The sequence below is a fragment of the Escherichia sp. E3659 genome, from assembly GCF_005781135.1.
Lineage (GTDB): Bacteria > Pseudomonadota > Gammaproteobacteria > Enterobacterales > Enterobacteriaceae > Escherichia.
Genome location: NZ_VATQ01000023.1, coordinates 58687 through 77317, shown reverse-complemented (window position 1 = coordinate 77317; position 18631 = coordinate 58687). Strand labels below are relative to the sequence as shown.

Genomic DNA, 18631 nt, shown 5'->3' with positions numbered 1-18631 from the left:
GTTTACGCCGCATCCGGCAACGGTGCCAGATGCCTGATGCGACGCTTGCGCGTCTTATCAGGCCTACAAATTCCCGCACCCTCCGTAGGCCGGATAAGGCGTTTACGCCACATCCGGCAACGGTGCCAGATGCCTGATGCGACGCTGACCGCGTCTTATCAGGCTTCCCTCTCATCTGTACAAATTTCGAACTACACTTAACTGGCTTCTCTTAACTGAGGTCACCATCATGCCGTTAAGTCCCTACCTCTCTTTTGCCGGTAACTGTGCCGACGCAATTGCTTATTATCAACGCACATTGGGCGCGGAACTGCTCTATAAAATCAGCTTCGGCGAAATGCCGAAATCAGCGCAGGACAGCGCCGAAGGCTGCCCTTCCGGGATGCAATTTCCCGATACCGCCATCGCCCATGCTAACGTGCGTATTGCCGGAAGCGATATCATGATGAGCGATGCCATGCCGTCAGGAAAAGCCAGCTACTCCGGCTTTACACTGGTACTCGATTCGCAACAGGTCGAAGAAGGAAAACGCTGGTTTGATAACCTTGCAGCTAACGGAAAAATCGAAATGGACTGGCAGGAAACCTTCTGGGCGCATGGCTTCGGCAAAGTCACCGATAAATTTGGCGTGCCGTGGATGATTAATGTCGTTAAACAACAACCAACGCAATAACCCGCCGGGAGGCCCGCCCTCCCGCACTGTCATCGAATTCCCGTTAACTCTTCATCTGTTAGTCACTTTTAATTAACCAAATCGTCACAATAATCCGCCACGATGGAGCCACTTTTTTAGGGAGGCTGCATCATGCAAACGATTATCCGTGTCGAGAAGCTCGCCAAAACCTTCAATCAGCATCAGGCGCTGCACGCGGTTGATCTGAACATTCATCATGGTGAAATGGTGGCCCTGCTTGGGCCGTCGGGTTCCGGCAAATCCACCCTTTTACGTCACTTAAGCGGTTTGATTACCGGCGATAAATCTGCCGGTAGCCATATCGAGCTGCTGGGCCGCACTGTCCAGCGCGAAGGCCGTCTGGCCCGCGATATCCGCAAAAGCCGCGCCCATACCGGCTACATCTTCCAACAATTCAACCTCGTGAATCGCCTGAGCGTACTGGAAAACGTGCTGATTGGCGCGCTCGGCAGCACGCCGTTCTGGCGCACCTGTTTTAGCTGGTTCACCCGCGAGCAGAAACAACGCGCGTTACAGGCGCTGACCCGCGTTGGCATGGTGCATTTTGCCCATCAACGCGTTTCCACCCTATCCGGCGGACAGCAGCAGCGTGTGGCGATTGCCCGCGCGCTGATGCAGCAGGCGAAGGTGATTCTGGCGGACGAACCGATCGCCTCGCTGGACCCGGAATCCGCCCGCATCGTGATGGACACCCTGCGCGACATCAACCAGAACGACGGCATCACCGTGGTCGTTACGCTCCATCAGGTGGATTACGCCCTGCGCTACTGCGAACGCATCGTTGCCTTGCGCCAGGGGCACGTCTTCTACGACGGCAGCAGCCAACAGTTTGATAACGAACGTTTTGACCATCTCTACCGCAGCATTAATCGCATCGAAGAGAACGCGAAAGCTGCCTGACATCCCCATCATTGAGGAAAACGAATGAACGCTAAGATAATTGCCTCGCTGGCCTTCACCAGCATGTTCAGCCTCAGCACCCTGTTAAGCCCGGCACACGCCGAAGAGCAGGAAAAGGCGCTGAATTTCGGCATTATTTCAACGGAATCACAGCAAAACCTGAAACCGCAATGGACGCCATTCTTACAGGATATGGAGAAGAAGCTGGGCGTAAAGGTCAACGCCTTCTTTGCCCCGGACTACGCGGGCATTATCCAGGGAATGCGCTTCAACAAAGTGGATATCGCCTGGTACGGCAACCTGTCAGCAATGGAAGCGGTAGATCGCGCCAACGGTCAGGTCTTTGCCCAGACGGTCGCGGCGGATGGATCGCCGGGTTACTGGAGCGTGTTGATCGTCAACAAAGATAGTCCGATCAATAACCTGAACGATCTGCTGGCGAAGCGGAAAGATCTCACCTTCGGCAATGGCGATCCTAACTCCACCTCTGGCTTCCTCGTCCCCGGTTACTACGTCTTTGCCAAAAACAATATCTCCGCCAGCGACTTCAAGCGCACCGTCAACGCCGGGCATGAAACCAATGCGCTGGCCGTCGCCAACAAGCAGGTGGATGTTGCCACCAACAACACCGAAAACCTCGACAAGCTGAAAACCTCCGCGCCAGAGAAACTGAAAGAACTGAAAGTGATCTGGAAGTCGCCGCTGATCCCAGGCGATCCGATCGTCTGGCGCAAGAATCTTTCCGAAACCACTAAAGACAAGATCTACGACTTCTTTATGAATTACGGCAAAACGCCGGAAGAGAAAGCAGTACTGGAGCGCCTGGGCTGGGCACCGTTCCGCGCTTCCAGCGACCTGCAACTGGTACCCATTCGCCAGCTCGCGCTGTTTAAAGAGATGCAGGGCGTGAAAGGCAATAAAGGGCTGAATGAGCAGGACAAGCTGGCGAAAACCACCGAGATTCAGGCGCAGCTGGATGACCTGGACCGCCTGAACAACGCGTTAAGCGCGATGAGTTCGGTGAGTAAAGCGGTGCAGTAAATCATAAGTCGGATAAGACGCCCCGGCGTCGCATCCGACAATGTGCAGACGTTGATGCCGGATGCGGTGCAAGCACCTTATCCGGCCTACAGACCGGAGCCAAACATGCAAACCATCACCATCGCCCCACCCAAGCGCAGCTGGTTCTCGCTTCTGAGCTGGGCCGTTGTTCTCGCCGTGCTGGTCGTCTCGTGGCAGGGCGCGGAAATGGCCCCGCTCACGCTGATTAAAGACGGCGGCAACATGGCGACGTTCGCCGCCGACTTCTTCCCGCCCGATTTCAGCCAGTGGCAAGATTACCTCACCGAAATGGCCGTCACGCTGCAAATCGCCGTCTGGGGCACCGCGCTGGCGGTGGTTCTCTCCATCCCCTTCGGCCTGATGAGCGCCGAAAACCTGGTGCCGTGGTGGGTGTACCAGCCCGTTCGCCGCCTGATGGACGCCTGCCGCGCCATTAACGAAATGGTCTTCGCCATGCTGTTCGTGGTCGCCGTCGGCCTCGGCCCGTTCGCTGGCGTGCTGGCGCTGTTTATCCACACCACCGGCGTGCTCTCCAAGCTGCTTTCCGAAGCGGTGGAAGCGATTGAACCCGGCCCAGTGGAAGGCATTCGCGCCACCGGTGCCAACAAGCTGGAAGAGATCCTTTACGGCGTGCTGCCACAGGTAATGCCGCTGCTGATCTCCTACTCCCTCTATCGCTTCGAATCCAACGTCCGCTCGGCGACCGTCGTCGGCATGGTCGGCGCAGGCGGGATCGGCGTCACGCTGTGGGAAGCGATTCGCGGTTTCCAGTTCCAGCAAACCTGCGCCCTGATGGTGCTTATCATCGTCACGGTCAGCCTGCTGGATTTCCTCTCTCAACGGTTGCGTAAGCACTTTATCTGATTAGCGAGGCATTGATAGCTATGCACTTGTCTACACATCCGACCAGCTACCCAACACGCTATCAGGAGATAGCCGCAAAACTTGAGCAGGAGCTTCGTCAACACTACCGCTGCGGCGACTATCTTCCCGCCGAGCAGCAACTGGCGGCGCGCTTTGAGGTGAATCGCCACACCCTGCGCCGCGCCATCGACCAACTGGTGGAAAAAGGCTGGGTACAGCGCCGTCAGGGCGTCGGCGTGCTGGTGCTGATGCGCCCGTTCGATTACCCGCTCAACGCCCAGGCGCGTTTTAGCCAGAACCTGCTGGACCAGGGCAGCCATCCCACCAGCGAAAAACTGCTGTCGGTGCTGCGCCCCGCCTCCGGTCACGTCGCTGACGCGCTGGGGATAACCGAGGGGGAGAACGTCATCCACCTGCGCACCCTGCGTCGGGTCAACGGCGTCGCGCTCTGTTTAATCGACCACTACTTTGCGGACCTCACCCTCTGGCCGACGCTGCAACGCTTCGACAGCGGCTCGCTGCACGATTTTCTGCGCGAGCAAACGGGGATTGCGCTGCGCCGCAGCCAGACGCGGATCAGCGCCCGCCGCGCCCAGGCCAAAGAGTGCCAGCGTCTTGAAATCCCGAATATGTCGCCGCTGCTGTGCGTGCGCACCCTTAACCACCGTGACGGTGAAAGCAGCCCGGCGGAGTACTCCGTCAGCCTGACGCGCGCCGACATGATTGAATTCACTATGGAGCACTGAATGCACGCAGATACCGCGACCCGCCAGCACTGGATGTCCGTACTGGCGCACAGCCAACCGGCTGAACTGGCAGCCCGCCTGAACGCGCTGAACATCACCGCCGACTATGACGTTATCCGCGCCGCCGAAACTGGCCTGGTGCAGATTCAGGCGCGGATGGGCGGCACCGGCGAACGTTTTTTTGCCGGCGACGCCACGCTGACCCGCGCCGCCGTGCGCCTGACTGACGGCACGCTCGGCTACAGCTGGGTGCTGGGGCGTGATAAACAGCATGCCGAACGCTGCGCGCTGATTGACGCGCTGATGCAGCAATCTCGCCACTTTCAAAACTTATCAGAAACCCTTATTGCCCCGCTGGATGCTGACCGTATGGCACGCATTGCCGCACGCCAGGCCGAAGTGAACGCCAGCCGGGTCGACTTCTTTACGATGGTTCGCGGAGACAACGCATGACCCTGGAAACCGCTTTTATGCTTCCCGTGCAGGATGCCCAGCACAGTTTTCGTCGCCTGTTAAAGGCCATGAGCGAGCCGGGCGTGATTGTCGCCCTGCATCAGCTCAAACGCGGCTGGCAACCGCTGAATATCGCCACCACCAGCGTGCTGCTGACGCTGGCCGATAACGACACGCCGGTGTGGCTTTCTGCCCCATTAAGTAACGATATCGTCAACCAGAGCCTGCGTTTTCATACCAACGCGCCGCTGGTCAATCAACCGGAACAGGCGACCTTCGCGGTAACGGATGAGGCGATTTCCAGCGAACAGCTCAACGCCCTTTCCACCGGCACCGCCGTTGCGCCGGAAGCGGGCGCGACGCTGATTTTACAGGTCGCCAGCCTGAGCGGCGGGCGCATGTTGCGTCTCACCGGCGCGGGTATTGCCGAAGAACGAATGATCGCCCCGCAGCTGCCGGAGTGCATTCTGCACGAACTCACCGAGCGCCCGCACCCGTTCCCGCTCGGCATCGACCTGATCCTGACCTGCGGCGAGCGCCTGCTGGCTATTCCGCGAACCACTCATGTGGAGGTGTGCTGATGTACGTTGCCGTGAAAGGGGGCGAAAAGGCGATCGACGCCGCCCACGCCCTGCAAGAGAGCCGACGCCGGGGCGATACCGATTTGCCTGAACTGAGCGTCGCCCAGATTGAACAGCAGCTTAACCTCGCGGTGGATCGCGTGATGACCGAAGGCGGCATTGCCGACCGCGAACTGGCGGCGCTGGCGCTGAAACAGGCCAGCGGCGATAACGTTGAGGCGATTTTCCTGCTGCGCGCCTACCGCACCACGCTGGCGAAACTGGCGGTGAGCGAGCCGCTCGACACCACCGAGATGCGCCTCGAACGCCGTATTTCGGCAGTTTATAAAGACATTCCCGGCGGCCAGCTGCTTGGCCCAACCTACGACTACACCCATCGCCTGCTCGATTTCACCCTGCTGGCGAACGGCGAAGCGCCCACGCTCAACACCGCCGACAGCGAACAACAACCGTCGCCGCACGTTTTCAGCCTGCTGGCGCGTCAGGGGCTGGCGAAATTTGAAGAAGATAGCGGCGCACAGCCGGATGACATCACCCGCACGCCGCCGGTTTACCCCTGCTCACGCTCTTCCCGTTTGCAGCAGTTAATGCGCGGCGACGAAGGCTATTTGCTGGCGCTGGCCTACTCTACCCAGCGTGGTTACGGACGCAATCACCCGTTCGCGGGAGAAATCCGCAGCGGCTATATCGACGTGTCGATTGTGCCGGAAGAGCTGGGATTTGCGGTGAACGTCGGCGAACTGCTGATGACCGAGTGTGAAATGCTCAACGGTTTTATCGACCCACCGGATGAACCGCCGCACTTCACGCGCGGCTACGGGCTGGTGTTCGGTATGAGCGAACGTAAAGCGATGGCGATGGCGCTGGTTGACCGCGCTCTGCAAGCCCCGGAGTACGGCGAGCACGCAACAGGCCCGGCGCAGGATGAAGAGTTCGTGCTGGCGCATGCCGACAACGTCGAAGCCGCAGGCTTTGTCTCGCACCTCAAACTCCCGCACTACGTCGATTTCCAGGCTGAACTGGAGCTACTCAAACGTCTGCAACAGGAGCAGAACCATGGCTAATCTGAGCGGCTACAACTTTGCGTACCTCGACGAGCAGACCAAACGTATGATCCGCCGCGCCATCTTAAAAGCGGTGGCGATCCCCGGTTATCAGGTGCCGTTTGGCGGGCGCGAGATGCCAATGCCCTACGGCTGGGGAACCGGCGGCATTCAGCTCACCGCCAGCGTGATTGGCGAAAGCGACGTGTTGAAGGTGATTGACCAGGGCGCGGATGACACCACCAACGCCGTGTCGATTCGCAACTTCTTTAAGCGCGTGACCGGGGTGAACACCACCGAACGCACGGATGATGCGACACTTATCCAGACGCGCCATCGCATCCCCGAAACCCCGCTGACCGAAGATCAGATCATTATTTTCCAGGTGCCGATCCCCGAACCGCTGCGCTTTATCGAGCCGCGCGAAACGGAAACCCGCACCATGCACGCGCTGGAGGAGTACGGCGTGATGCAGGTGAAGCTGTATGAAGATATCGCCCGCTTCGGTCATATCGCCACCACCTACGCCTATCCGGTGAAGGTGAACGGGCGCTACGTCATGGACCCATCGCCGATCCCGAAATTCGATAACCCGAAAATGGACATGATGCCCGCCCTGCAACTGTTCGGCGCGGGGCGCGAAAAGCGCATCTACGCGGTGCCGCCGTTTACCCGCGTGGAAAGCCTCGATTTCGACGATCACCCGTTCACCGTCCAGCAGTGGGATGAGCCGTGCGCGATTTGCGGATCGACCCACAGCTATCTCGACGAAGTGGTGCTGGATGACGCCGGAAACCGCATGTTTGTCTGCTCCGATACCGATTATTGCCGCCAACAGAGCGAGGCGAAAAGCCAATGAATCAACCGTTACTTTCGGTCAATAACCTGACCCACCTTTACGCGCCGGGCAAAGGCTTTAGCAATGTCTCTTTTGATTTATGGCCGGGAGAAGTGCTGGGCATCGTCGGGGAATCCGGCTCCGGGAAGACCACGCTGCTGAAATCAATCTCCGCCCGCCTGACGCCGCAACAGGGGGAGATTTACTACGAGAACCGTTCCCTCTATGGCATGAGCGAAGCCGACCGCCGTCGCCTGCTGCGCACCGAATGGGGCGTGGTGCATCAGCATCCGCTCGACGGCCTGCGCCGCCAGGTGTCGGCAGGCGGCAATATCGGCGAGCGGCTGATGGCGACCGGGGCGCGTCATTACGGCGACATTCGCGCCACCGCGCAGAAGTGGCTGGAAGAGGTGGAAATTCCCGCCAACCGGATCGACGACCTGCCGACCACCTTTTCCGGCGGCATGCAGCAACGTTTGCAGATTGCCCGCAACCTGGTGACGCATCCGAAGCTGGTGTTTATGGATGAACCGACCGGCGGGCTGGATGTGTCGGTGCAGGCGCGCCTGCTCGACCTGCTGCGCGGCCTGGTGGTGGAGCTGAACCTGGCGGTGGTGATTGTCACCCACGATTTAGGCGTCGCCCGCCTGCTGGCGGACCGTTTGCTGGTGATGAAGCAGGGGCAAGTGGTGGAGAGTGGGTTAACCGACCGCGTGCTCGACGACCCGCACCATCCGTATACACAACTGCTGGTGTCATCGGTTTTGCAGAATTGAGCTGGTGCCGGATGCGGCGTAAACGCCTTATCCGGCCTACAAATGCGCTCCCCGTAGGTCGGATAAGACGCATCAGCGTCGCATCCGACACCCGAACCACGAGGCGAAAAATGATTAACGTACAAAACGTCAGTAAAACCTTCATCCTGCACCAGCAAAACGGCGTGCGCCTGCCCGTCTTACAACGCGCCTCACTCACCGTCAACGCGGGCGAATGCGTGGTGCTCCACGGCCACTCCGGCAGCGGCAAATCAACCCTGCTGCGCTCGCTGTACGCCAACTATCTGCCCGACGAAGGGCAAATCCAGATCAAACACGGCGACGAATGGGTTGACCTGGTCACCGCGCCAGCGCGCAAAGTGGTGGAAATCCGCAAAACCACTGTCGGCTGGGTGAGCCAGTTTCTGCGAGTTATCCCGCGCATTTCGGCGCTGGAAGTAGTAATGCAGCCGCTGCTCGATACCGGCGTACCGCGTGAAGCCTGCGCTGCTAAAGCCGCGCGTCTGCTCACCCGCCTGAACGTGCCGGAACGCCTGTGGCACCTGGCACCATCGACCTTCTCCGGCGGCGAACAGCAGCGCGTCAACATCGCCCGCGGCTTTATCGTCGACTACCCCATTCTGCTGCTCGACGAACCTACCGCCTCGCTGGACGCCAAAAACAGCGCCGCGGTGGTGGAACTGATCCGCGAAGCCAAAGCCCGCGGCGCAGCCATTGTCGGCATCTTCCATGACGAAGCCGTACGTAATGACGTCGCCGACCGCCTGCACCCAATGGGAGCCTCTGCATGATTATCAATAACGTCAAACTGGTGCTGGAAAACGAAGTGGTGCACGGCTCGCTGGAGATGCATGACGGCGAAATCCGTGCCTTTGCCGAAAGCCAGAGCCATCTGCCGGAGGCGATGGACGGCGAAGGCGGCTGGCTGCTGCCGGGGCTGATTGAGCTGCATACCGATAACCTCGATAAATTCTTCACCCCGCGCCCAAAAGTGGACTGGCCCGCCCACTCGGCGATGAGTAGCCACGATGCGCTGATGGTGGCGAGCGGCATCACCACCGTACTGGACGCCGTGGCGATTGGTGATGTGCGCGACGGCGGCGATCGGCTGGAGAATCTGGAGAAGATGATCAACGCCATCGAAGAGACGCAAAAACGCGGCGTCAACCGCGCCGAGCACCGTCTGCACCTGCGCTGCGAGCTGCCACACCACACCACGCTGCCGCTGTTTGAAAAACTGGTGCAGCGCGAGCCGGTGACGCTGGTGTCGCTGATGGACCACTCGCCGGGCCAGCGCCAGTTCGCTAACCGCGAGAAGTATCGCGAATATTATCAGGGCAAATACTCCCTCACCGATGCGCAGATGCAGCAGTACGAAGAAGAGCAACTGGCGCTTGCCGCACGCTGGTCGCAGCCGAATCGCGAATCCATCGCCGCCCTGTGCCGCGCGCGACAAATTGCGCTCGCCAGCCATGATGACGCCACGCACGCACACGTTGCCGAATCCCACCAGCTTGGCAGCGTGATCGCCGAATTTCCCACCACGTTTGAAGCGGCGGAAGCCTCGCGCAAGCACGGCATGAACGTGCTGATGGGCGCGCCGAATATCGTGCGCGGCGGTTCGCACTCCGGCAACGTGGCGGCCAGTGAACTGGCACAGCTTGGCCTGCTGGATATCCTCTCTTCCGACTACTACCCCGCCAGCCTGCTGGATGCGGCATTTCGCGTCGCCGATGACCAGAGCAACCGCTTTACGCTGCCGCAGGCGGTGAAGTTAGTGACCAAAAATCCGGCGCAGGCGCTTAATCTTCAGGATCGCGGGGTGATTAGCGAGGGCAAACGCGCCGACCTGGTGCTGGCGCATCGCAAGGGCAATCATATTCATATCGACCACGTCTGGCGTCAGGGGAAAAGGGTGTTCTGATGACGGGAAAACTGATTTGGTTAATGGGGCCGTCCGGCTCCGGGAAAGATAGCCTGCTGGCAGCGCTGCGCCAGCGGGAACAGGCGCAGTTACTGGTGGCGCATCGCTACATCACGCGCGACGCCAGCGCCGGAAGTGAAAACCATATCGCCCTGAGCGAGCAGGAGTTTTTTACCCGCGCGGGGCAAAATCTGTTGGCCTTAAGCTGGCACGCTAACGGTCTGTATTATGGCGTCGGCATCGAGATTGACCTCTGGCTGCACGCTGGATTCGACGTGGTAGTCAACGGCTCACGCGCGCATTTGCCGCAGGCGCGGGCGCGCTATCAATCGACGCTGCTGCCCATTTGCTTACAGGTTTCGCCGGAGATCCTCCGCCAGCGCCTGGAAAACCGTGGCCGTGAAAACGCCAGTGAAATTAACGCCCGACTGGCGCGCGCCGCCCGCTATACTCCGCAGGATTGCCATACGCTCAACAATGACGGCAGCCTGCGCCAGTCGGTCGACACGCTGCTGACGCTGATCCATCAGAAGGAGAAACACCATGCCTGCTTGTGAGCTTCGCCCGGCCACGCAGTACGACACCGACGCGGTTTACGCGCTGATATGTGAGCTAAAACAGGCGGAGTTTGACCATCACGCGTTTCGCGTGGGCTTTAACGCCAACCTGCGCGATCCAAACATGCGCTACCATCTGGCGCTGCTGGATGGCGAAGTTGTCGGCATGATCGGCCTGCATTTGCAGTTTCATCTGCATCATGTCAACTGGATCGGCGAAATTCAGGAACTGGTGGTGATGCCGCAGGCGCGCGGTTTGAACGTTGGTAGCAAGTTGCTGGCATGGGCAGAAGAAGAAGCCCGCCAGGCCGGGGCCGAAATGACTGAGCTTTCCACCAACGTGAAGCGCCACGACGCGCACCGTTTCTATCTGCGTGAAGGCTACGAGCAGAGCCACTTCCGCTTCACGAAGGCGCTATAACATGAGCCTGATCCTCACGCTCACCGGCACCGGAGGCGCACAGGGCGTTCCCGCATGGGGCTGCGAGTGCGTGGCCTGCGCCAGAGCGCGGCGCTCGCCGCAGTATCGCCGCCAACCATGTAGCGGCGTAGTGAAGTTTAACGAGGCTGTCACCCTGATCGACGCCGGGCTGCACGATCTCGCCGATCGCTGGTCGCCCGGATCGTTCCAGCAGTTTTTGCTGACGCATTACCATATGGATCACGTCCAGGGGCTGTTTCCGCTGCGCTGGGGCGTGGGCGATGCGATCCCGGTCTATGGCCCGCCGGATGAACAGGGCTGCGACGATCTGTTTAAACATCCGGGCCTGCTTGATTTCAGCCACACGGTGGAACCGTTTGTGGTGTTTGATTTGCAGGGGTTGCAGGTCACACCGCTGCCGCTCAACCATTCGAAACTCACTTTCGGCTATTTACTGGAAACGGCGCACAGCCGGGTGGCGTGGCTGTCTGACACCGCTGGCCTGCCGGAAAAAACGCTGAAATTTTTACGCAATAACCAGCCGCAAGTGATGGTGATTGATTGCAGCCACCCGCCGCGCGAGGATGCGCCGCGTAATCACTGCGATTTAAACACCGTGCTGGCGCTGAATGAGGTTATCCGCTCGCCGCGCGTGATTCTGACGCACATCAGCCATCAGTTTGATGCGTGGCTGATGGAGAACGCGCTGCCGTCGGGATTTGAGGCGGGGTTTGATGGGATGGAGATTGGGGTAGCGTGATAGGGTTGGTCATGTGCGCGCTGCCCCCCTCACCGCTCATACTCATCTTCCATTCTCCGCTCTTCATCTTCCAGTTGCCGACGCTCCTGATCAAGCTGGCGCTGGCGATCGTCCAGCTGCCTGCGACGATCTTCAAACTGGCGGTGGCGGTCGTCATATTGTCTGCGCCGATCGTCGCTCACTTCACGCTGCCAGCCGTCGTCGCGCGAATCTTCATAGTCTCGCCCACGGTCAGGGTTATAAGCATCGTTAATCGCCTGCTGAATATTGCCAATGGTGTCGTCGATAATATCGGCCTGGGCCGGAACGGTGGACAGCGTGAGCAGGGTGAAAAGAAAGAGCGTGGAGTGGCGTTTCATAAACTCGGCCTCGCAACAAAGTTAATACAAGGTAGGCAAAGGTGCCTGCTGCGAGTAGCGGAGGATTCTCAATTCTCTTGCCCCAGCGCCTGCGCCAGCTGCGCGCGGGTAAAAGGTTTGCGCAGTAGCGCCACATCGGGCAGCGCGGGGTTATGGCTGGGGCGTAAATCCTGGCCGCTGATGAGTAGCAGCGTCAGGTGCGGGTAAAGTTTGCGGGCTGCATTGACCACTTCTGCGCCGCTCATGCCGCCGGGGAGCATTAAATCACTGATAAAGATATCGATTTCTGCTGATGCCGCCAGCAGGTCCAGCGCCTGATCGCCGCTGCTCGCTTCCAGCGTCAAATAGCCCAGCAGGTGCAATTGTTCGCAGATGGTCTGGCGCACCGCGGCTTCATCTTCCAGCACTAACACCAGTTTATCGCCGCTGACAGCTGTCTGCTCTACCGTCGCTGGCGATAGGTTTTTCGCCGCCGTCAGCGCACGGGGAAGCTGTAATCTGACCGTTGTTCCCTGCCCCGGCGCGCTTTCAATTTCCACGCGCCCGCCGGACTGGCGCACGAAACCATAGACCATCGACAAGCCCAGCCCGCTGCCGCTGCCCGTCTGTTTGGTGGTAAAGAACGGCTCGAACACCTGGCTTTTCACCGCCTGCGACATGCCGCTGCCATGATCGATGACCTCCAGCGCCACCATATCCTGTCGCTGCCCACTGCTGCGAGTAACGCGCTGATTCCAGGTGCGAATTTTGATGATTCCCGTCTGCCCTTCCATCGCATCGCGGGCGTTCACTACCAGGTTGATGATGGCGTTTTCCAGCTGGCTGACGTCAATCCACGCGGGCCACGCCGGAGACTGCGCTTCAATCTCCAGCGCCAGCGTTGTCGGTAAGGAGTGGCGCATTAATTCGCTTAACTCTTCCAGCAGTGTTTTCAGTTCAACGGCTTGCGGATGTAAGGACTGCTTGCGGGAAAACGCCAGTAGCCGCTGGGTCAGTAGCGCCCCACGTTCGGCGGCTTGCAGCGCCCGCTGTATTCGCGGCGCGTCGGGCGAATCCGTGTTCACCAGCTCCAGGCTGCCAATGATCACCGCCAGCAGATTATTAAAATCATGCGCCAGCCCGCCCGTCAGTTGCCCGACCGCTTTCAACTTCTGGCTGTGCAATAGCGCCTCTTCCAGCCCCTGCCGCTCGGTTTGGGCAATCTCCATCTGCGTGGTTTTCTCTTTCAACAACCGTGACGTTCGATCGAGTGATGCGGTATTGCGGGCGAAGACGTTAAAGGCGCGCGCCAGTTCACCCAGCTCATCGCGCCGTTGTAACGCCGGAAAAGTGACGTCCGCTTCGCCGTGCGCCAGGCGGCTCATGGCGCGGGAGATCGCCGTCAGGTTAGAGCCGAGATTGCGATAGATATACCAACCTGCAAACGCGGTGATCACCACCGCTAACAGGGCGAAAATCATGATCACCCTCTCGCCAGAGCGCAGATCCTGGTAACTTTGCGCCACCCGCTGACCGGAGAGCGTCGCTACCTGTTCGGCATAATGGTTAATGTCACTATTGAGGATCGCCACCAGCGCTTTGATGTGGAACATATACCAGCTGATCGCCAGATCGCTTTGCTCGAGAGCTGCCGAAAGCGGCGCGAGTTTGCGCAGTTCATCATTGAAATCAGTGAGTAGCGTATTAACCAATGGCGTATCGCTGTGGGTCGGCAGCGCAGACATCACCCCGACCAGTTGATGAATAATCGCCTGCGGCGCGGGCGTGGCAATAGCGGCAACAATCAGTCGGTTCATCTCGTTAAGCAAAATGTCATCTTCCGCGTGAGTGACTTTTTGCAAATGCCGCAGATAACTTAAGTTTTGATATAGCGAACTTAACAGCGCGTTACGCTCCAGATGCCGCCTTTGCCCGCGCTCCAGCATTCCGCCGACGCTGGTTTGCAGTTCGTTACTACGCGTGATGATTCGCGTCACCAGCCCGGCGTCCTGCTGCGCTAAAGGCGCGTCCGCCAGTTGCTCAAGCGAGATTTTTAACGCCCGCTGTGTCTCCTGCAATCGCTCGGCCTCGCCTTTATATTCCAGCGCTCCCACCACCTGCGACAATCGCACCGCCGCCGTCGCCACGTTTGCGGTGTCGCGCGCCAGATTCAGGCTGCCGGTCATATCATCCACCGTTTGCTGCTGCACCAGCTCCTGCATCTGGCTGGCATGGCGAAAGCCCATTACCGCCACGCCGCTGACCATCAGCGTCACCGCCACCACCAGCAAATTCAAAAGCAGCAATCGCCCGCGCGCGCTGGCAAAAAAGTGACGTCCGGGGTGCGCCATATCACGCTCCGTAAAGAAAAATCGCAATATGACAAATATGAACGGCTTCTGACATTTTGCATTTACTTTCCTGTGATGGAGTGCTGATATCGACAACCTCGCAGGAGTCCACCATGAACAGCACGCCGGTTCTGGAGATGCGCAATATTGCCAAAGCCTTCGGCAAATTTTACGCGCTCAAGGGGGTGGATTTGACGGTTTACCCTGGCGAGATCCATGCCCTGATGGGGGAAAACGGCGCCGGAAAAAGCACGCTGATGAAGGTGCTGGCGGGGGCGTATACCGCCACCAGCGGCGAGATCCTGATTGACGGCAAGCCCTTTCACATTCGCACGCCAAAAGATGCCTTAAGCGCCGGTATTACGCTGATTTATCAGGAGATGCAGCTGGCACCCAATTTGACGGTGGCAGAAAATATTTTCCTCGGCAGCGAGCTTTCCCACGGCGGGCTGGTGCAGCGTAAAGAGATGCTGGTGCAGGCGCAAAAAGTGATCGACCGCCTCGGCGCGCAGTTTAACGCCAGCGATAAAGTCATGACGCTGACCATTGCCGAGCAACAACAGGTCGAAATCGCCCGCGCGCTGCATCGCAACAGCCGCATTCTGGTGATGGATGAACCCACCGCCGCCCTCTCCTCGCGTGAAACTCACCGCCTGTTTGAACTGATTATGCGGCTGCGCGATGAAGGGATGGCGATTATCTATATCAGCCATCGCATGGCGGAAGTGTATGAGCTTTCCGATCGCGTCAGCGTGCTGCGCGACGGGCAATACGTTGGCAGCCTGACCCGCGACAATCTCAACGCCGCTGAACTGGTGCGGATGATGGTCGGCAGGCCGCTGAGCGATCTGTTCAATAAAGAGCGCGATATCCCGCTCGGCAAAGCCCGCCTGAATGTTCACCACCTGACCGACGGTGGCAAAGTGCAGCCGAGCAGTCTGCTGGTGCGTTCCGGCGAAATTGTCGGCCTCGCCGGACTGGTGGGTGCCGGACGTTCCGAACTGGCGCAGTTGATCTTCGGCGTGCATAAAGCGACAGGCGGAATGATTGAAGTCGATGGTGAACCGGTGGTGATCCACTCCCCGCGCGAAGCTATCGATCTTGGCATTGGTTTTCTCACCGAAAATCGCAAAGAACAAGGCTTATTCCTTGAAATGGCGGCAGCCGAAAACATCACCATGGCAACCCTGGAGCGCGATGCCAGCTGGGGAATGCTCAATCGCAAAAAAGCACAAACCATCTCCGATGACGCCATCAAGTTGCTCAACATCCGCGTGCCTCATGCCCAGGTACGCGCGGGCGGGCTTTCGGGCGGCAATCAGCAAAAACTGTTGATCTCCCGCTGGGTGACAATTGGCCCACGCATTTTACTGCTCGACGAACCCACGCGCGGCGTGGACGTCGGCGCAAAAAGCGAGATCTACCGGATCATGAACGAGATGGCGCGCAAGGGCGTGGCGATCCTGATGATCTCCAGCGAACTGCCGGAGATAGTCGGCATGAGCGATCGCGTCTATGTGATGCGCGAAGGCAGCATTGCCGGTGAGTTAAACGGCAAAAACATCACCCAGGAAAACATTATGACCTTAGCGACTGGCGTCAACGACGCCCATTCCCAGGCGGTGCCCTCATGATGACCTCTGCAAAGACCTCTGCCAAAAAAATGCTGATGAGCGATCTGATGCAAACGGTCGGCATTTTGCCCATTTTGATTCTGATCGTGGCGGTATTTGGCTTTATCGCGCCAAACTTTTTTACCGAAAGTAACCTGCTGAATATTACCCGCCAGGCGTCGATCAACATTGTTCTGGCGGCGGGAATGACCTTCATCATTTTGACTGGCGGAATCGATCTTTCTGTAGGTTCAATTCTCGGCACCACGGCGGTGGCGGCGATGGTCGTCTCCCTTAGCCCGGAGTTCGCCATGCTGTCGATTCCAGCGGCGCTGATGCTCGGCCTGCTGCTGGGGTTGTTCAACGGCGCGCTGGTGGCCTTTGCCGGATTGCCACCGTTTATCGTCACGCTCGGCACCTATACGGCGCTACGCGGGGCGGCGTATCTGCTGGCGGACGGCACCACGGTCATCAACTCCAACATTAATTTCGAGTGGATAGGTAATAACTATCTCGGGCCGATCCCGTGGCTGGTGGTGATTGCCCTCGCAGTGATTGTGCTGTGCTGGTTTATTCTGCGCCGCACCACGCTTGGTGTTCATATCTACGCCGTCGGCGGCAATATGCAGGCGGCGCGTCTTACCGGCATTAAGGTCTGGCTGGTGCTGCTGTTTGTTTATGGCATGAGCGGCCTGCTTTCAGGGCTTGGCGGGATTATGAGCGCCTCGCGGCTGTACAGCGCCAACGGCAACTTAGGCATGGGGTACGAACTGGATGCCATTGCGGCGGTGATCCTCGGCGGCACCAGTTTCGTTGGCGGCATCGGCACCATCACCGGCACGCTGGTTGGGGCGCTGATTATCGCCACGCTAAACAACGGCATGACCTTAATGGGCGTCTCTTACTTCTGGCAACTGGTGATCAAAGGGGCGGTGATCATCATTGCGGTGCTGATCGACAAATACCGTACCCGACATCATCAAAGCGCATAACAACAATACCCTACACATGAGGAATACAGCATGAGATTGAAGCCCTTAGTGACCGCGCTCTGTGCAGGCGCGCTGCTGGCCGCGGCCCCCTTCGCCCAGGCGAAAGAATTGAAATCGATAGGCGTGACGGTGGGCGATCTGGCAAACCCATTCTTCGTGCAGATCACCAAAGGTGCGGAGCTGGAAGCGCGCAAACTGGCGGGCGATAACGTCAAAGTGACGCTGGTGTCCAGCGGCTACGATCTGGGCCAGCAGGTGTCGCAAATAGACAACTTTATCGCCGCTAACGTCGATATGATCATCCTCAACGCTGCCGATTCAAAAGGGATCGGCCCGGCGGTGAAACGGGCAAAAGACGCCGGGATCGTGGTGGTGGCGGTTGACGTGGCGGCAGAAGGCGCCGATGCGACCATCACTTCTGATAACACCCAGGCAGGCGAAATGGCCTGTAAATACATCACCGATCGCCTGAAAGGCAAAGGCAACGTGGTGATCATCAACGGGCCTCCGGTGTCCGCCGTGCAAAACCGCGTTGAAGGCTGCCAGACTGAATTTAAACGCCATCCTGACATCAAGGTGCTCTCTGACAACCAGAACGCCAAAGGCAGTCGTGAAGGCGGGTTGGAGGTGATGACCGGGCTGCTGGCGGCAAATCCGAAGATCGACGGTGTATTTGCCATTAACGATCCCACCGCGATCGGTGCCGATCTGGCAGCAAAACAGGCACAACGTAACGAGTTCTTTATTGTCGGCGTTGACGGAAGCCCAGATGCCGAAGAGGCGCTGAAACGTGAGAACTCGTTGTTTGTCGCCACCCCTGCGCAAGATCCCCAGGTGATGGCTGCGAAAGCAGTGGAAATTGGCTACGACATTTTGCAGGGCAAACCCGCACCGAAAGAGCCGGTGCTGATCCCGGTGACGATGATCGACAAAAACAACGTCGGCAATTACAAAGGCTGGACGGTGAAATAAGTCCACACGCCGGGCGGCGCAGCTGCCCGGCCACCGCTAAGGAGAACGCTTTCGATGAAACGCTCCGCTATAAACGACATTCTCGGTCATACACGGCAATTCTTTTCGCAACATGACGTGCATCTTCCGCCCTTTGCCAGTTTCACGCCTGCCCAATGGCAACAACTCGACACCACCGCGTGGGAGGAAGTTTTTGATCTCAAACTCGGCTGGGATGTTACCGCTTTTGGTGGCAACAACTTTGCAGCACAGGGGCTGACGCTGTTTACCCTGCGTAACGGTTCGCCAAAAGGAATGCCATATGCGAAATGTTACGCCGAGAAGATCATGCATGTGCGCGATGCGCAGGTAACGCCAATGCATTTTCACTGGCGTAAGCGTGAGGACATTATCAATCGCGGCGGCGGCAATTTGATTGTTGAACTATGGAATGCCGATAGCAACGAGCAAACGGTTGATAGCGACGTTACGGTGGTGATCGACGGCTGCCGCCAGAAACATACCGCAGGCAGTCAGTTGCGCCTGTCTCCCGGCGAAAGTATCTGCCTGCCGCCAGGCCTTTATCACAGCTTTTGGGCAGAAGCCGGTTTTGGCGATGTGCTGGTTGGCGAAGTCTCTTCTGTTAATGACGACGACCACGATAACCACTTTTTACAGCCGCTGGACCGCTACAACCTGATTGACGAAGACGAACCGGCCCAGTTGGTGTTGTGTAACGAATACCGCCAGTTCCGCTGAATAAGGAG

At 58.6% G+C, this 18631-nt stretch carries 21 protein-coding genes; 19 read left to right on the top strand and 2 right to left on the bottom strand.

The window, feature by feature from the left end; translation table 11 throughout:
* Positions 1 to 229: 229 nt before the first annotated feature.
* From yjdN to phnP, 15 genes are all read left to right on the top strand, one after another.
* Positions 230 to 673, top strand: a complete 444-nt coding sequence (gene yjdN, locus FEK47_RS16550) for a VOC family metalloprotein YjdN (RefSeq protein ID WP_130224349.1) — start codon at positions 230 to 232, stop codon at positions 671 to 673.
* Between the two features lie 132 nt (positions 674 to 805).
* A complete protein-coding gene (gene phnC, locus FEK47_RS16545) occupies positions 806 to 1594 on the top strand; it encodes a phosphonate ABC transporter ATP-binding protein (RefSeq protein WP_135486780.1) in 789 nt (262 codons plus the stop codon).
* Positions 1595 to 1618: 24 nt separating this feature from the next.
* Entirely contained in the window at positions 1619 to 2635 is a 1017-nt protein-coding gene (gene phnD, locus FEK47_RS16540) for a phosphonate ABC transporter substrate-binding protein (protein ID WP_000991997.1), read from the top strand.
* Between the two features lie 105 nt (positions 2636 to 2740).
* Positions 2741 to 3520 (top strand): phosphonate ABC transporter, permease protein PhnE, encoded by a 780-nt coding sequence (gene phnE / locus FEK47_RS16535; protein WP_001193500.1) that lies wholly within the window; start codon positions 2741 to 2743, stop codon positions 3518 to 3520.
* A gap of 20 nt (positions 3521 to 3540) precedes the next feature.
* Complete coding sequence (gene phnF, locus FEK47_RS16530; RefSeq protein ID WP_001295387.1) at positions 3541 to 4266, top strand: phosphonate metabolism transcriptional regulator PhnF; 726 nt, start codon at positions 3541 to 3543, stop codon at positions 4264 to 4266.
* Positions 4267 to 4719 (top strand): phosphonate C-P lyase system protein PhnG, encoded by a 453-nt coding sequence (gene phnG / locus FEK47_RS16525; protein ID WP_130205889.1) that lies wholly within the window; start codon positions 4267 to 4269, stop codon positions 4717 to 4719.
* Positions 4716 to 5300, top strand: a complete 585-nt coding sequence (phnH, locus tag FEK47_RS16520) for a phosphonate C-P lyase system protein PhnH (protein ID WP_135486781.1) — start codon at positions 4716 to 4718, stop codon at positions 5298 to 5300. Before phnG ends, phnH begins: the two co-directional genes overlap by 4 nt.
* Complete coding sequence (phnI, locus tag FEK47_RS16515) at positions 5300 to 6364, top strand: alpha-D-ribose 1-methylphosphonate 5-triphosphate synthase subunit PhnI (protein ID WP_135486782.1); 1065 nt, start codon at positions 5300 to 5302, stop codon at positions 6362 to 6364. The genes phnH and phnI overlap by 1 nt, the downstream gene beginning before the upstream one ends.
* A complete protein-coding gene (gene phnJ / locus FEK47_RS16510; RefSeq protein WP_000002284.1) occupies positions 6357 to 7202 on the top strand; it encodes an alpha-D-ribose 1-methylphosphonate 5-phosphate C-P-lyase PhnJ in 846 nt (281 codons plus the stop codon). Before phnI ends, phnJ begins: the two co-directional genes overlap by 8 nt.
* Positions 7199 to 7957 (top strand): phosphonate C-P lyase system protein PhnK, encoded by a 759-nt coding sequence (gene phnK / locus FEK47_RS16505; protein WP_135486783.1) that lies wholly within the window; start codon positions 7199 to 7201, stop codon positions 7955 to 7957. The genes phnJ and phnK overlap by 4 nt, the downstream gene beginning before the upstream one ends.
* 110 nt (positions 7958 to 8067) lie before the next feature.
* Complete coding sequence (phnL, locus tag FEK47_RS16500) at positions 8068 to 8748, top strand: phosphonate C-P lyase system protein PhnL (RefSeq protein WP_000611425.1); 681 nt, start codon at positions 8068 to 8070, stop codon at positions 8746 to 8748.
* The gene (gene phnM, locus FEK47_RS16495) at positions 8745 to 9881 is read left to right on the top strand and encodes an alpha-D-ribose 1-methylphosphonate 5-triphosphate diphosphatase (RefSeq protein ID WP_135486784.1); all 1137 of its coding nucleotides are present in this window, start codon (positions 8745 to 8747) and stop codon (positions 9879 to 9881) included. The genes phnL and phnM overlap by 4 nt, the downstream gene beginning before the upstream one ends.
* Positions 9881 to 10438 carry a ribose 1,5-bisphosphokinase gene (gene phnN, locus FEK47_RS16490; protein WP_135486785.1) on the top strand — a complete coding sequence of 186 codons (558 nt, stop codon included), beginning with the start codon at positions 9881 to 9883 and terminating at the stop codon, positions 10436 to 10438. Before phnM ends, phnN begins: the two co-directional genes overlap by 1 nt.
* Entirely contained in the window at positions 10425 to 10859 is a 435-nt protein-coding gene (gene phnO, locus FEK47_RS16485; protein ID WP_001110490.1) for an aminoalkylphosphonate N-acetyltransferase, read from the top strand. Before phnN ends, phnO begins: the two co-directional genes overlap by 14 nt.
* A gap of 1 nt (position 10860) precedes the next feature.
* Positions 10861 to 11619, top strand: coding sequence for a phosphonate metabolism protein PhnP (gene phnP, locus FEK47_RS16480; protein ID WP_135486786.1), 759 nt, complete (start codon positions 10861 to 10863; stop codon positions 11617 to 11619).
* 29 nt (positions 11620 to 11648) lie between these two features.
* On the opposite strand, the gene yjdP is transcribed toward phnP, so the two are convergent.
* Both yjdP and FEK47_RS16470 read right to left on the bottom strand, forming a co-directional pair.
* Positions 11649 to 11978, bottom strand: coding sequence for a DDRRRQL repeat protein YjdP (gene yjdP, locus FEK47_RS16475; protein ID WP_135486787.1), 330 nt, complete (start codon positions 11976 to 11978; stop codon positions 11649 to 11651).
* A gap of 68 nt (positions 11979 to 12046) precedes the next feature.
* Positions 12047 to 14308, bottom strand: coding sequence for a hybrid sensor histidine kinase/response regulator (locus tag FEK47_RS16470; RefSeq protein WP_138183275.1), 2262 nt, complete (start codon positions 14306 to 14308; stop codon positions 12047 to 12049).
* A 113-nt stretch (positions 14309 to 14421) separates the two neighbouring features.
* Between FEK47_RS16470 and FEK47_RS16460 the strand changes: the two genes are divergently transcribed.
* Genes FEK47_RS16460 through FEK47_RS16445 form a run of 4 tightly spaced genes read left to right on the top strand, consistent with a single transcriptional unit; the run spans position 14422 to position 18623 of the window.
* Positions 14422 to 15942, top strand: coding sequence for a sugar ABC transporter ATP-binding protein (locus tag FEK47_RS16460; RefSeq protein ID WP_135486788.1), 1521 nt, complete (start codon positions 14422 to 14424; stop codon positions 15940 to 15942).
* On the top strand, positions 15939 to 16913 hold the full coding sequence (locus FEK47_RS16455; RefSeq protein ID WP_130224331.1) for a ribose ABC transporter permease: 975 nt from the start codon (positions 15939 to 15941) through the stop codon (positions 16911 to 16913). Before FEK47_RS16460 ends, FEK47_RS16455 begins: the two co-directional genes overlap by 4 nt.
* Before the next feature lie 30 nt (positions 16914 to 16943).
* Positions 16944 to 17885 (top strand): ABC transporter substrate-binding protein, encoded by a 942-nt coding sequence (locus FEK47_RS16450; protein WP_001237475.1) that lies wholly within the window; start codon positions 16944 to 16946, stop codon positions 17883 to 17885.
* A gap of 54 nt (positions 17886 to 17939) precedes the next feature.
* Positions 17940 to 18623: a D-lyxose/D-mannose family sugar isomerase gene (locus tag FEK47_RS16445; RefSeq protein WP_135486789.1), complete on the top strand. Its 684-nt coding sequence runs from the start codon at positions 17940 to 17942 to the stop codon at positions 18621 to 18623.
* The last annotated feature ends 8 nt before the right edge of the window (positions 18624 to 18631 follow it).

Bases quoted from the DNA above. Each gene is read 5' to 3' on its own strand.
- yjdN (WP_130224349.1), top strand. From the start codon at position 230: ATGCCGTTAAGTCCCTACCTCTCTTTTGCCGGTAACTGTGCCGACGCA.
- phnC (WP_135486780.1), top strand. From the start codon at position 806: ATGCAAACGATTATCCGTGTCGAGAAGCTCGCCAAAACCTTCAATCAG.
- phnD (WP_000991997.1), top strand. From the start codon at position 1,619: ATGAACGCTAAGATAATTGCCTCGCTGGCCTTCACCAGCATGTTCAGC.
- phnE (WP_001193500.1), top strand. From the start codon at position 2,741: ATGCAAACCATCACCATCGCCCCACCCAAGCGCAGCTGGTTCTCGCTT.
- phnF (WP_001295387.1), top strand. From the start codon at position 3,541: ATGCACTTGTCTACACATCCGACCAGCTACCCAACACGCTATCAGGAG.
- phnG (WP_130205889.1), top strand. From the start codon at position 4,267: ATGCACGCAGATACCGCGACCCGCCAGCACTGGATGTCCGTACTGGCG.
- phnH (WP_135486781.1), top strand. From the start codon at position 4,716: ATGACCCTGGAAACCGCTTTTATGCTTCCCGTGCAGGATGCCCAGCAC.
- phnI (WP_135486782.1), top strand. From the start codon at position 5,300: ATGTACGTTGCCGTGAAAGGGGGCGAAAAGGCGATCGACGCCGCCCAC.
- phnJ (WP_000002284.1), top strand. From the start codon at position 6,357: ATGGCTAATCTGAGCGGCTACAACTTTGCGTACCTCGACGAGCAGACC.
- phnK (WP_135486783.1), top strand. From the start codon at position 7,199: ATGAATCAACCGTTACTTTCGGTCAATAACCTGACCCACCTTTACGCG.
- phnL (WP_000611425.1), top strand. From the start codon at position 8,068: ATGATTAACGTACAAAACGTCAGTAAAACCTTCATCCTGCACCAGCAA.
- phnM (WP_135486784.1), top strand. From the start codon at position 8,745: ATGATTATCAATAACGTCAAACTGGTGCTGGAAAACGAAGTGGTGCAC.
- phnN (WP_135486785.1), top strand. From the start codon at position 9,881: ATGACGGGAAAACTGATTTGGTTAATGGGGCCGTCCGGCTCCGGGAAA.
- phnO (WP_001110490.1), top strand. From the start codon at position 10,425: ATGCCTGCTTGTGAGCTTCGCCCGGCCACGCAGTACGACACCGACGCG.
- phnP (WP_135486786.1), top strand. From the start codon at position 10,861: ATGAGCCTGATCCTCACGCTCACCGGCACCGGAGGCGCACAGGGCGTT.
- yjdP (WP_135486787.1), bottom strand. From the start codon at position 11,978: ATGAAACGCCACTCCACGCTCTTTCTTTTCACCCTGCTCACGCTGTCC.
- FEK47_RS16470 (WP_138183275.1), bottom strand. From the start codon at position 14,308: ATGGCGCACCCCGGACGTCACTTTTTTGCCAGCGCGCGCGGGCGATTG.
- FEK47_RS16460 (WP_135486788.1), top strand. From the start codon at position 14,422: ATGAACAGCACGCCGGTTCTGGAGATGCGCAATATTGCCAAAGCCTTC.
- FEK47_RS16455 (WP_130224331.1), top strand. From the start codon at position 15,939: ATGATGACCTCTGCAAAGACCTCTGCCAAAAAAATGCTGATGAGCGAT.
- FEK47_RS16450 (WP_001237475.1), top strand. From the start codon at position 16,944: ATGAGATTGAAGCCCTTAGTGACCGCGCTCTGTGCAGGCGCGCTGCTG.
- FEK47_RS16445 (WP_135486789.1), top strand. From the start codon at position 17,940: ATGAAACGCTCCGCTATAAACGACATTCTCGGTCATACACGGCAATTC.